This window comes from Bacillus kalamii, from assembly GCF_047238185.1.
Classification (GTDB): Bacteria; Bacillota; Bacilli; order Bacillales; family DSM-1321; genus Bacillus_AD.
This window is the reverse complement of sequence record NZ_JBDFMI010000001.1, coordinates 960,022-972,418: the sequence shown is the minus strand read 5'-3', so window position 1 is coordinate 972,418 and position 12,397 is coordinate 960,022. Positions and strand designations below refer to the sequence as shown.

Annotated in this window: 12 protein-coding genes; 5 read left to right on the top strand and 7 right to left on the bottom strand. The window is 42.0% G+C overall.

The window, feature by feature from the left end:
- Positions 1-211 precede the first annotated feature (211 nt).
- Together ABC357_RS04885 and hemH are read left to right on the top strand one after the other, a co-directional pair.
- Entirely contained in the window at positions 212-394 is a 183-nt protein-coding gene (locus ABC357_RS04885) for a hypothetical protein (protein ID WP_412886421.1), read from the top strand.
- A 177-nt stretch (positions 395-571) separates the two neighbouring features.
- Positions 572-1,528 carry a ferrochelatase gene (gene hemH / locus ABC357_RS04880; protein WP_412886420.1) on the top strand — a complete coding sequence of 319 codons (957 nt, stop codon included), beginning with the start codon at positions 572-574 and terminating at the stop codon, positions 1,526-1,528.
- Between the two features lie 42 nt (positions 1,529-1,570).
- On the opposite strand, the gene rnz is transcribed toward hemH, so the two are convergent.
- Positions 1,571-2,494: a ribonuclease Z gene (rnz, locus tag ABC357_RS04875; protein WP_412886419.1), complete on the bottom strand. Its 924-nt coding sequence runs from the start codon at positions 2,492-2,494 to the stop codon at positions 1,571-1,573.
- A 289-nt stretch (positions 2,495-2,783) separates the two neighbouring features.
- Between rnz and zwf the strand changes: the two genes are divergently transcribed.
- Positions 2,784-4,292, top strand: coding sequence for a glucose-6-phosphate dehydrogenase (zwf, locus tag ABC357_RS04870; RefSeq protein WP_412886418.1), 1,509 nt, complete (start codon positions 2,784-2,786; stop codon positions 4,290-4,292).
- Between the two features lie 472 nt (positions 4,293-4,764).
- Here the strand turns inward: zwf and ABC357_RS04865 are convergent, their stop codons facing one another.
- The 6 genes from ABC357_RS04865 to ABC357_RS04840 form a co-directional block, all read right to left on the bottom strand.
- On the bottom strand, positions 4,765-4,905 hold the full coding sequence (locus ABC357_RS04865; protein ID WP_412886417.1) for a hypothetical protein: 141 nt from the start codon (positions 4,903-4,905) through the stop codon (positions 4,765-4,767).
- A 111-nt stretch (positions 4,906-5,016) separates the two neighbouring features.
- On the bottom strand, positions 5,017-5,769 hold the full coding sequence (locus ABC357_RS04860) for an STAS domain-containing protein (RefSeq protein WP_412886416.1): 753 nt from the start codon (positions 5,767-5,769) through the stop codon (positions 5,017-5,019).
- On the bottom strand, positions 5,762-6,403 hold the full coding sequence (locus ABC357_RS04855; protein WP_412886415.1) for a cobalamin B12-binding domain-containing protein: 642 nt from the start codon (positions 6,401-6,403) through the stop codon (positions 5,762-5,764). Before ABC357_RS04855 ends, ABC357_RS04860 begins: the two co-directional genes overlap by 8 nt.
- A 15-nt stretch (positions 6,404-6,418) precedes the next feature.
- Entirely contained in the window at positions 6,419-6,793 is a 375-nt protein-coding gene (locus tag ABC357_RS04850) for a hypothetical protein (RefSeq protein WP_412886414.1), read from the bottom strand.
- A 181-nt stretch (positions 6,794-6,974) separates the two neighbouring features.
- Positions 6,975-8,378, bottom strand: coding sequence for an NADP-dependent phosphogluconate dehydrogenase (gene gndA, locus ABC357_RS04845; RefSeq protein ID WP_412886413.1), 1,404 nt, complete (start codon positions 8,376-8,378; stop codon positions 6,975-6,977).
- 132 nt (positions 8,379-8,510) lie between these two features.
- Positions 8,511-9,764 carry a DNA polymerase IV gene (locus tag ABC357_RS04840; RefSeq protein ID WP_412886412.1) on the bottom strand — a complete coding sequence of 418 codons (1,254 nt, stop codon included), beginning with the start codon at positions 9,762-9,764 and terminating at the stop codon, positions 8,511-8,513.
- A 203-nt stretch (positions 9,765-9,967) separates the two neighbouring features.
- Here ABC357_RS04840 and ABC357_RS04835 point away from each other — a divergent pair, with 203 nt between their 5' ends.
- Both ABC357_RS04835 and ABC357_RS04830 read left to right on the top strand, forming a co-directional pair.
- Complete coding sequence (locus ABC357_RS04835) at positions 9,968-10,519, top strand: ribonuclease FAU-1 family protein (RefSeq protein WP_412886411.1); 552 nt, start codon at positions 9,968-9,970, stop codon at positions 10,517-10,519.
- Positions 10,520-10,550: 31 nt separating this feature from the next.
- Positions 10,551-12,353: a S9 family peptidase gene (locus tag ABC357_RS04830; protein ID WP_412886410.1), complete on the top strand. Its 1,803-nt coding sequence runs from the start codon at positions 10,551-10,553 to the stop codon at positions 12,351-12,353.
- Positions 12,354-12,397: the final 44 nt, after the last annotated feature.

The following is a 12,397-nucleotide window of genomic DNA, read 5'->3' as shown; positions in this document are numbered from 1 at the left end:
TCTTACAACATCCAGATTATGGGCTCCTTTTATATTGCTATATATAGAGGTTAATCCTGCTTTTTTTCATCCTTAACCACTTTTACAGCGGTCTGGTTTTCTCTGCCTTCTTTTACAACCTTAATAAACTCTTAAGATTTTAGTACATATTTTGTCATATTTATCTAGTAGAATAGATAGTAATAGAAAATGAGAAACGGAGGGATAGCATATGCTGCAAAACACATTCTATTATGCTTTGACGCTAATCAGTTTATCCAGTCTGCTTATGATCCTGTCCGCACCGGCAGGAGCCTTATTTTTAGGTCTATCGTTCATAACCATCTTCGCGAAAAAGGTAGTTGATCGAAAATACGGATATATGCTTGATGAGAAAAAAATGGTCCATGAATAACCGAATCAAAAAAAACCATACATAATTGGTTCTTTAGCGCTTGCAGCCATTGTCTGCAAGCTTTTTTGCTTTCAACTATCTTCCTCTCTTCGTCACAAAGAAACAATATTTCATCCCTAATCAACTCACTTATTATTATAAAATAACAGTAAGTACCGATTAAGTGAGGAAACTGCCATGAAGAAAACTGCTATTTTACTTGTAAATCTCGGCACTCCGGCTAGCCCAGAGACCCGTGATGTAAAAAAATATTTACAGGAATTCCTGAGTGATCCTAGGGTTATTGATGCACCTCGCTGGAAGTGGATGCCGATACTCCATGGCATCATTTTACGTTCGCGTCCCCAAAAATCAGCTGCTCTTTATCACAGAATATGGACATCTCATGGATCGCCTATCATGCATTACAGCTTAAAGCAACGGGATTTGCTAGAGAAACGGATTGGCGGCAAAAATATAAACGTCGCTCTCGCCATGAATTACGGGGAACCTTCCATCCCCTCCCAATTACAGAAGCTGCAAGAATGGGGAATGGAAAAATTGGTTGTTCTCCCGCTCTTCCCGCAGTATTCGTCGACAACCACAGCATCTATATTCGATTCAGTGTACAGCTTCCTTCAAAAAGGCAAAAGCTTGCCTGAAATGTGTATGATTCGTGATTTTCCGGACGATCCGCATTTCATCGACTTATTAGAGAAGCGTGTAAAAACATGCAGTACCGAAAATGGCAAACCGGATACATTGATTCTCTCGTATCATGGCATTCCCCAAAGATATGCAGATGAAGGCGATGACTATCCATTGCGCTGCCGAAAGACAACAGAGGCTTTAAGGAAAAGGCTGCCTGATTATGAGGTGGCCGAAAGCTTTCAAAGCAAATTCGGCAAAGAACCATGGCTGGCCCCCTCCACAAACGATGTATTGACATCATTGGCATCGCAAGGAAAAACGCATGTCCAGATCATGGCGCCTGCGTTTACGGCCGATTGCTTGGAAACGTTGGAGGAATTAGAGGAAGAACATCGGGAAATCTTTATGAAAGCTGGCGGAAAAAACTACCACTACTTAGCGGCAGCAAATGATGACCCTCTCTTCATCGACTGCCTTGAAAGCCTTGTTCGCACTTACATATGATCAAACAGAAAAGAGCGCTCAATTAATTGAACGCTCTTTTCATCATTTGGCTTCTAATTCCATTTTCAAAAAATCTTCTGCAATGATTGTGCATGGAAAAATACGTTTCGCTTCTTCAAGCAGCGACGGGATCTCGTCCGGCAAATAGCGGGAACTAATATGTGTCAGAATCAATTGTCTAACGTTTGCCGCTTTTGCCGTCTCGGCTGCCTGCGCAGTGGTCGAATGGAAAAACTCCCGTGCCATTTCGCCATTTTCAGCAGAGAAAGTCGCCTCATGCAGTAGATAATCACTATTTTCAGCAAGCCTTTTTGTATTCGGGCATGTCCGTGTATCGCCAAGGATAGTAATAATCCTCCCTTTTTTCGGTTCCCCGACAAAATCCCTGCCGTCCAGGATGGTTCCATCGTCCAATTGAACCTTTTCACCATTCTTGATGGAACGGTATATAGGCCCGGGTTTAATGCCCAATTGTTTAAGGCTGTCTACTTGCAGTTCACCTGGTTTATCTTTCTCCACAATCCGGTAGCCGAAGCATTCAAGGCCGTGCTCCAACTTTCCTGCCTCCACTGAAAAAGTTTCATCTTCAAAAATGACGCCTTCTTCAATTTCTTCGACGATCAAATGATATTTCAAATGGGTGCCGCTGACTTTCAGCGAAGTCATAATATAATCCTTTATTCCTTTTGGGCCGTATACTGTACACTCATTCGTCCCTCCCTGGAACGATCTGGAACTGAGCAGTCCCGGCAATCCATAAATATGGTCGCCATGCAAATGGGTAATAAATATTTTTTCTATTTTGCTTATTTTCACGTGAGTGCGTAGAATTTGATGCTGCGTTGCTTCCCCGCAATCAAACAGCCAAACCGCTTTCCGTTCTTCTAATAGTTGCAATGCTACTGAAGAGACATTGCGCATTTTGGAAGGAACTCCCGCTCCCGTTCCTAAACATACAAAATTCACGATTAGTCCCCCTGACCCTGTTTAACGGTTTCATTAGTATCCACTATTGCCTAATATAGGATAAATTAAGCTTTCATACCCAATTTAAAAGCATACCTGCTTCCTTTTCCTCATTAATTTCATTGTAGCAAAGAAAAGTTAAGGGATGTAAATTTCTTTTCTGCCGACAAAGCGATATAATATGAGTGAAATGTTTCACATCCAACCTTTAATGAGTGAAAAAACGGACATGGAATCATTCCTTATTGAGCCATTCATTCAGCCATTTTTGAAGAAAAGAGGACTTAATTTGAATACTAAACAGCCACCAACATCTTTACTTATGCTATTCGGTGCGACTGGGGATCTTGCAATGCGCAAGTTATATCCTTCCCTGTTCCGCTTATATAGAAAAGGAAAAATCGATGAACATTTTGCCGTCATCGGCGTAGCAAGAAGACCGCTCACACAAGAGCAGTTCCAAGAGAATATAAAAGAATCTGTCCAATCGGCGCTTGGCACTGTACCGCAGGAAGAATTACAGCAATTCGCAACACACTTCATTTATCATTCCCATGATGTTTCCAATACGGAATCCTATGCGGAACTAAAAAAACTAGCCGAACAAATGGATGAAAAATACGAGTTGCAGGGCAACCGCCTATTCTATTTGGCCATGGCCCCTGAATTCTTTGGCGTGATCACAGATCATCTGAAATCAGGAGGGTTGACAGACACAAATGGTTATAAACGAGTAGTAATCGAGAAACCTTTCGGCCATGACTTTGAATCTGCGCAGGAATTGAACAATATGATCCGCAATTCGTTCGAAGAGGATGAAATCTACCGGATTGACCATTACTTAGGAAAAGAAATGGTACAGAACATTGAAGTAATCCGCTTTTCAAATGCCCTATTTGAGCCATTATGGAATAACCGCTACATATCCAACATCCAAATTACATCAAGTGAAACGTTGGGCGTTGAAGAGCGTGGACGCTATTACGATAAAAGCGGCGCTTTAAAGGACATGTTCCAAAACCATATGCTGCAAATGCTTGCCTTGCTGGCTATGGAGCCGCCAATCAGCCTTACGACGGAGGAAATCAGAAGTGAAAAAGTGCGTGTTCTCCGTTCCCTCCGCCATTATAACGAAGAGCAATTGAAGGAAAACTTTGTTAGAGGGCAATACGGACCAGGAACGATGGATGGCGAACCGCTTCCGTCCTACCGCGAAGAACCGATGGTCGACCCTGAATCCAATACTGATACGTATGTTGCCGGAAAGCTAATGATCGATAACTTCCGCTGGGCGGGCGTTCCGTTTTATATTAGAACCGGTAAAAGAATGACCACAAAATCGACTAAGATTGTTGTACAGTTTAAAGATATTCCAATGAACCTGTACTATAATCCTCAAGAAGAATTGAACCCTAATCTGCTGGTCATCCATATCCAGCCAGATGAAGGAGTCACTTTGCACTTGAATGTTAAAAAATCCGGCAAACAAGGCACTACGCCGATCAGATTGAATTATTGCAATAAAAGCAGCGATAAAATGAATACGCCAGAAGCGTATGAAAAACTTTTATTCGATAGCATGCTAGGTGATGCCACCAACTTTACACACTGGGACGAAGTAGCGTTATCTTGGAAATTCGTCGATAACATCTCCCGTATTTGGAAGCAAAACACCGAACCCGACTTTCCTAACTATGAATCAGGAACAATGGGACCTAAAAAAGCCGATGAGCTTTTAGAGAAAGACCGAAACATCTGGTGGCCAATCGAAGACTTCGAAATCGAAAGCTGCGATTAAGAAGAAAAGCGAAGAGCGCCGGTTATCCCCGACAAGCTTAAGACGGGGCTCTGACAAAGGCCGCCCTTCGCCTTTGACAGCGGCACGGCTTAAGACCTCGAGGGGATGGCGCTCGCAGCTGGACAGTGAAAAGCGAAGAGCGCCGGTTATCCCCGACAAGCTTAAGACGAGGCTCTGACAAAGGCCGCCCTTCGCCTTTGACAGCGGCACGGCTTAAGACCTCGAGGGGATGGCGCTCGCAGCTGGACAGTGAAAAGCGAAGAGCGCCGGTTATCCCCGACAAGCTTAAGACGGGGCTCTGACAAAGGCTGCCCTTCGCCTTTGACAGCGGCACGGCTTAAGACCTCGAGGGGATGGCGCTCGCAGCTGGACAGTGAAAAGCGAAGAGCGCTTATAAACTCGATGAACGTCTGAAACTCCACAACATGAACCCATTAAAAAAGGATGCCAGTCCCAGACCGGCATCCTTTTTCTATTCCTGTTTTCCAACTATCTTATCGTCTGATTGGCTTTTAACCAGCTTTCTTTTAGCTCTGTTTAAAAAAATCGAAACAGTCGTTTCCACCAGAACATAAAAAGCGAAAAGAGCGCCGGCACTTATCGCTACTTTCATTCCTTAACACTCCTTCAAGGTTTCCTTCTCTTTTCCCTCCACCCTATCAATAAAAACATCACATGAAAGGGACCATTCTTATAATTATATATAACTATATTAGAATAGCAATTATTGATCTAAGAGTAAACTGAATGAAGAGAGATGGTGTACTCTGTCATGTATAGGATATGTATGCCACTTTTTCACATGGTCATTATTTAGGCCGACAAGATAAATATCAGTTTCATCATCCATCAGCAAGACCAATTGCAATAGCTGATCAATCAAAATAATGCCTTCTGCCGAAATGATCCCTGTTGCGGAAAAATCAAATGCAATCGATCGAAATTCCCCTTCGTAAAGACGATTGCAGACGTGGCAAGAGATATTCTTCATTTTCCGTTCATTTATATCACCAAAAATAGGAATAAGGGCAAATCGAGTTGATAATGGGATAAACGGACCGGACAATTCATCCAGTTTATATAATGTATCTTCTAATTCTTCTTTCTTTTTGAATAAATCCAAATCTGTTTCTTGAAGCCTTTTACTGATGGAAAGTAATTGATTTTCCAATTTCCCTAAATGACCATTTACTGGAATAAAACAATGGTGGATACAATCGCCGCTGTATGAAATATATACATCATACAGTTCTATAATGTAGGAACCCTTACGGATGTTTACCTCCATATTCCCTTCATGCCTATTCTTTATAAACATTTTATACTTCTCTAAACTGCCTTCATCAAGGAACTCATCCATACATTCGGCTTTTCTGGCAATAGTCCGTTTGGCAATAGATGAGCAATATAAGATTTCCCCTTGTTCTGTCGATTTAATATATGCAATAGGCAGATCCATGATGTCCCGATTAAACATTTAATCGGACCCCTGCCGTTTGATTTGATATCCACTCTTCGAGCTGATAAAGGTCCTCCACCACATGGCCAGGCTCTAAACCATATCCGTTCAAATCAAGCATATGAGATAGCCGGCCCCCTATAATTATAGAAGGTGTGGAAGGAAGCAATGATAATGATGAAATATAAGAAGGAAGAGAAGGCAGATGATAGGCCATAGTCACAGACAGACAAATCACATCCGGTTCCAATTGATTAGCATAGTCCAGCAAATAATTGATAGGCATATTGGGTCCCATATACCTCGTTTTCCACCCATTCTCCACAAATAGAAGCGAAGCCATTTTCGCTCCAATATAATGATTCTCTCCCTCCAAGCATAATACTAGAGCTTTCTTTTCATTTTTCTGGAGCTGATCCGGATGAAATCTAGTAAGAATATAATCGCAAATAGCAGTTGCCACATGCTCATCTGCCACACTGATTTTGTTTTGTTCCCATAATAGGCCTATATGCCGTAATGCAGGGGTGATGATCTTTTCACAAATATCAATTATTTTCATTGGTCTGCCTTTTACTATTGCGTCAAAAGCTTTGTCCTGATCTCCCGATAATAGAATTTGAGCAAATTCCTGCGGATTGATTGCAGTCATGCAAAAACCTCCCTTTTAAAGAGAATGTTCCAAAATCTCCAATTGTTCGATGCTCTCTCGCAAGCACTTTATATAAAACAAATTCTCTCCATTCGTGTCATCAATGTGTTGGTCTTCAAACCGTTTTTCCATTAAACGAAAATTTTCTTTTAAATATACTGTTTCCATACCTCTCGCTGATAAAATACCATTCAGCCACTCACTATATTGGGTAAATATAGCCTTGTCCTTCATTGCAAAAGCTGTCGACAAATGCCTGTAATGGTGTTTATTATCCTCCACACATTTCTGCCGTCCCTCTTCCCCATACCTGCTCTCAAGTTCTGGGAAACGCTGATATAACCGATCCGTTAATTGTTCACTTAACTGGCTTATTGCTAATTCATTCATAACGGCTTTCTCCTTTCCGAATAGAGGGAATTGTATCCGTAAAATATCTCTTTGCCGCCCAACCCATATTTTAACTATTTCATTATCATATCATTAATGCCTACAAAAAATCAGCACTCCCGATTACCCAACACATAAAAAAACCGCGGTTTATGCATCCCGCGGTTTTTTCGCTATTTATTTATTTCATCCATTCAGTATGGTAAGTACCTTCTTTATCAACACGTTCATACGTATGCGCACCGAAGTAGTCGCGTTGGGCTTGCAGCAAGTTTGCCGGCAGACGTTCAGAACGGTAGCTGTCATAATATGAAAGAGCTGCCGAGAAGCAAGGAACCGGCACGCCATTCATAACTGCTAACGCAATTACTTCACGGAGAGAAGTCTGGTATTGCTCAACAATGTTCTTAAAGTATGGATCAAGCAATAGATTTTTCAATTCAGGATCACGGTCATAAGCATCCTTGATGCTTTGAAGGAAACCGGCGCGGATAATGCAGCCTCCGCGGAAAATCATGGCTATTTCGCCATATTTCAAATCCCAATTGAATTCTTCTGAAGCTGAACGCATTTGGGCAAAGCCTTGCGCATATGAACAGATTTTACTCATGAATAATGCTTTGCGCACTGATTCAATCAAAGCCTTTTTATCTCCATTAAACTCTTTTGGAGATGGACCGGAAAGAACTTTGCTGGCTGCAACACGCTCGTCCTTCATGGCAGATAGGAAACGGGCAAATACAGATTCCGTAATGATCGGAAGCGGCACACCTAAATCTAGCGCACTTTGGCTAGTCCATTTACCGGTTCCTTTTTGGCCTGCACGGTCGAGAATTACGTCAACCATCGGCTTGCCCGTTTCATCGTCGTATTTCTTGAAGATATCTGCTGTGATTTCGATCAAGTAGCTATCCAGTTCGCCTTTATTCCAATCAGCAAATACTTCGTGCAACTCTTCCGCAGAAAGATTCAATACATTTTTCAACAAGAAGTAAGATTCAGAAATCAATTGCATATCTCCATATTCGATTCCGTTATGGACCATCTTCACATAATGGCCAGCGCCATCCGGCCCAATATATGTTGTGCAAGCATCCCCTTCTACCTTGGCGGAAATTTCTTTGAAAATAGGGGCCACCAGTTCATACGCTTCTTTTTGGCCGCCAGGCATGATTGATGGGCCTTTCAATGCGCCTTCTTCGCCGCCGGAAACGCCTGTGCCGATGAAGTTGATGCCTGCTTCGCTAAGCTCCTTGTTGCGTCGGACAGTGTCCTCAAAGAATGTATTCCCTCCATCGATGACAATATCGCCCTTATCAAGGAGAGGTTTGATCTGTTGGATCGTCGCATCAGTGGCAGCGCCTGCTTTGACCATCAACAAGATTTTACGGGGCTTCTCCAATGATTGAATGAATTCTTCAATCGTATATGTAGGGACAATTTTCTTACCTTTGGATTCTTTCATCATTTCGTCTGTCTTTTCACGGGAGCGGTTGAAAACAGATACAGAATATCCTCTGCTTTCAATGTTAAACGCCAGATTTTTCCCCATTACAGCGAGACCAATAACACCAATTTGTTGCATATCGTTACGTCCTTTCTGTAAAGCATATGTGTATTTATTCAATTATTTACTGTACCAATGGTAATGAATTTGTGCAACCATTAACATACATTTATTCTATACCATTTCGCTCCGTAAATCATACATTACTCATTATTTCATAAAATCATCGAAAACATCCTTGCTGAAACTAGTTTCAGCCATCTTTTTATGATCCAATCCTTTATCGGATGTCTTCAAAAAAATATCATTCCCATACTTCCTTTTCAGCTCCTCCACCGTTTTTAGCAAAGGCTCCTGCTTGGCATCCTGTTCAAATGAAAAGAGGTCTAATTGTTTGATTGCCAATTGTTTTTCTACCACATCATATGCCGTTACTCCCAATAACCGGACCGCATCCCCATTCCAATGCTTCTTGAATAGAGCTTGGGCCTTTTGATAAATATCGGCGTGTTCAACAAAAGGATTCTGCATAGTTTGGCTGCGTGTAATGGTTCTTCTATCTTGGTAACGGATTGTGATGCCTATCTTAGTGCCAAGAAGCTGCTTATTTTTTAAACGGGCGGAAACCTTGGCGGACAACATATCGATGATTTTCAGCAGGTCTCTTTGATTGTTTACATCTCTTGGCAGTGTTGTGGAATTCCCTACAGATTTATGGTCGAAGATAGATTCCGGATCAACAGGCGACATGTGGATGCCATTTGCCTTGTCCTTCAGTTTCAATCCGTTTATTCCCAGCAGTTTTTTCAATTGGAGTTCATTGGCATGAGCGAGGTCTCCTATAGTCTTTATGCCGATTGTTGTAAGCTTTTGTGCCGTTTTATCCCCTATTCCATGCATGTCACCTGTCGGCAGCGGCCAAAGGACAACAGGGACATCCCGTTTTCTTAGGATGGTAATTCCCATGGGCTTCTTCATGTCCGAAGCCGTTTTGGCCAGGAACTTATTGGGCGCGATCCCCACACTGCAGGGCAAACCCATTGTTTCATAAATTCTTCTTTGGATGCTTTCAGCAATCTGGATGGGAGAGCCGAGATGCTCGCATTCTGTAATATCCATGTACCCTTCATCGATTGAGACAGGCTCCACCAAAGTCGTGTATGAACGCAAAAGCTCAAAGATACCTTTGGAAGCGTTTCTGTATTTTTCGAAATCAGGCTTCATGACAATGAGGCCAGGGCAGAGTTTTTTGGCTTCCCAAAGGGGCATCGTTGTTTTGATCCCATATTTACGCGCTTCATAGCTGCAAGTCACGACAATGCCTCTTCTTTCTTCCGGATTTCCGGCAATCGCTAAAGGCTTTCCGATCAGCTCCGGATTGAAGGTGGCCTCGACGGATGCATAAAAGCTATTCATATCAACATGTAAAATGACGCGGCCTTTTGTTGGATACATACTTTTCATCCTGCCACCTCCCATCAAAATAAGTTAGAATCATTGTATCAAAAAAACGAACATATGTATTCATTTTCATTATGGTTGGAATTTCTATATTCATTTTGAAAAATATGGTACTATTTAATTGCGAATCTTCAGATATTTACTCCTCACTGTATACACCCCCATAATCAGGAGAATCCGGCAGATCGTCTTTAAAGGAGGGAATCATGATTAAAAGAAGATTTGGAAACAGGCCTGACTGGAGGCGCATTTTGAAAAAAAGCTATGCACAAGCCTATTATGAAACAGACGCATTTTCCGGCTATTCCTCATTGATTCAACTACATTCTGTGACTGAACCGCTGATCGTCAATCAACAGCAAAGAACCGTCTGTATTGCCGATAATGGCTATCAATGGCTACAGCTGTTCCCAAACGATAAAAATCACGCAGCGACAACGATGTACAATGAAAATGGCGATGTCATCCAATGGTATATCGATATTTGCCAATCAATCGGTTCTGAAAAGGACATCCCTTATATGGACGATTTATATCTTGATATCATCGTTTTTCCAGATGGGGAAATTATGCTTGTCGATGAAGATGAATTGGAGGAAGCATTAGCTGAGGGAACTATCGACAAGAAGCAATATCAATTGGCACGGAATGAAGCGAATAAAATCCTGCGTGACATCAAAGCAGGTACATTCCGTCTCATCGAATTGAGTCATCAGCACAAGAAACTGCTTGAACCTCATTTAACGATTTGTAAGTAATAACATTATACAATCGAAAGGAAGATGTTAAATGATCACGTTTCCGAAACCACATGCAGAACAATACTTAAAGGGAATCAATATTAATAGCTTCACAATCAGCAAGGATGAAAAACAGCTCGTATTCTCCACAAATATGAATAACCATTATAACCTATGGGCAATGGACCTTCCAAACAGCTATCCCTATCCGCTTACATCCATCAATCAGGTCTGCCAATGCTTGGCTTATGATCCCAACGGCCGCTTCCTCATCGCCGGATTCGATCAAGATGGCGATGAAAATACCCAGTTGTACGCTCTTCCGCCCGAAGGAGGAGAGTTGCAGAAAATAGTTTATCAGGAAAAAACAAAAAACGGGCATCCTTTCTTTTCTAAGGATGGCAAAAGGCTTTATTATACATCATCCAAAGAAAATCAGACATTCTTCAACGGCTATTGTATCGATCTGGAAACAGAAGAAGAAACGATTGTCTTCAAAGGAAGTGATACCGCTACCTATTTGTGGGGCACAAGCCCGGATGAAACAGCCTTCCTGACATTAAAAGTGTTTTCAAATACACATATTTCTTTGTTCATGAATAAAGGCGGAAAAGAAAGGTGTTTGATCCCTTCCAGCACTGAATCCTACACAGTAGATGACGGTTTATTTGTATCCGATTCCATGATTTATTTCCTGACGAACTATCAAGCCGATTTCACCTATCTTGCTTCGTATGATTTACATAATGGCACATTCCAAAAAGTATATCAGATGGACCAGGAAGATTTTAAATCATTGTCGTTCGATCAAACGAATCAAATCCTCTATATTTCATCCGAAAAAGGTGTCAAAGATCATTTATACAAATATCAACTGCAGGAAAAAAAAGGCGAGGCCATCGAAAAGCCTTGCAGCACCATCCTTCAAATGAAAGTGTCCGAGTCGGGTGTACTTTATTTACTGGGCAGAAGTGCGACCGAACCAGCTAATCTCTATAAATGGGACAATGGCAGCTGGCAAAAAATCACAAACCATAGGATACCAGGCATTCGAGAAGAGGAATTGGCAGCGCCCTCTATTGTTCACTACCCTTCGTTTGACGGCCTTAAAATTGAAGCACTTTTCTTTCAGCCAAAAAAAGAGAATGATACCGGCAGGATGATTGTATGGCCGCATGGGGGGCCGCAAGCTGCCGAAAGGGAAACGTTCAGGGCCATGTTCCAATTTTTCCTTAATGAAGGATATAGCCTATTTGCCCCAAATTTCCGCGGTTCGACAGGCTATGGCCTCGAATTCATGAAGATGGTGGAAGGAGACTGGGGGAACGGTCCCCGTTTGGACATGTTGGCTGGAATAGAATGGCTGATTGACAAGGGACATGCAAAAAAAGGCGAGATAGTGCTTATGGGCGGAAGTTTCGGAGGATATATGTCCTTGTTGCTTCATGGCCGCCACGCAGAATACTTTTCTTCAGTCATTGATATATTCGGTCCGTCGAATCTGTTTTCCTTTATCGATTCAGTCCCTGAAGACTGGAAGCCGATCATGGACCAATGGGTCGGAAACCCTGAAAAAGACCGGGATAAGCTAATTGAATTCTCGCCGATCACTTACATCCAGGGCATGGATAAACCGATGCTGATTATACAAGGGGCCAATGATCCACGAGTTGTCAAACAGGAATCCGACCAAATCGTTGAAGCTTTAAGAAAAGAAGGGAAAACGGTTGAATATATGGTCCTTGAAGATGAAGGGCACGGTTTTTCCAAGAAGGAAAATGAAATTGCCGTATATAAGGCCATTCTACGGTTTATGGAAAAATACAGTATTGCGTTAGTTGATTCAAAATAAGCAAAATAAAGAGCCTGCTCCCTATTGGGAACAGGCTCTAAGCA

Excerpts from the sequence above, each read along its gene's own strand:
- ABC357_RS04850 (WP_412886414.1), bottom strand. The coding sequence starts at position 6,793 with ATGAATGAATTAGCAATAAGCCAGTTAAGTGAACAATTAACGGATCGG.
- ABC357_RS04835 (WP_412886411.1), top strand. The coding sequence starts at position 9,968 with ATGATTAAAAGAAGATTTGGAAACAGGCCTGACTGGAGGCGCATTTTG.
- gndA (WP_412886413.1), bottom strand. The coding sequence starts at position 8,378 with ATGCAACAAATTGGTGTTATTGGTCTCGCTGTAATGGGGAAAAATCTG.
- ABC357_RS04865 (WP_412886417.1), bottom strand. The coding sequence starts at position 4,905 with ATGAAAGTAGCGATAAGTGCCGGCGCTCTTTTCGCTTTTTATGTTCTG.
- hemH (WP_412886420.1), top strand. The coding sequence starts at position 572 with ATGAAGAAAACTGCTATTTTACTTGTAAATCTCGGCACTCCGGCTAGC.
- ABC357_RS04830 (WP_412886410.1), top strand. The coding sequence starts at position 10,551 with ATGATCACGTTTCCGAAACCACATGCAGAACAATACTTAAAGGGAATC.
- ABC357_RS04885 (WP_412886421.1), top strand. The coding sequence starts at position 212 with ATGCTGCAAAACACATTCTATTATGCTTTGACGCTAATCAGTTTATCC.
- ABC357_RS04860 (WP_412886416.1), bottom strand. The coding sequence starts at position 5,769 with ATGTTTAATCGGGACATCATGGATCTGCCTATTGCATATATTAAATCG.
- ABC357_RS04855 (WP_412886415.1), bottom strand. The coding sequence starts at position 6,403 with ATGACTGCAATCAATCCGCAGGAATTTGCTCAAATTCTATTATCGGGA.
- ABC357_RS04840 (WP_412886412.1), bottom strand. The coding sequence starts at position 9,764 with ATGAAAAGTATGTATCCAACAAAAGGCCGCGTCATTTTACATGTTGAT.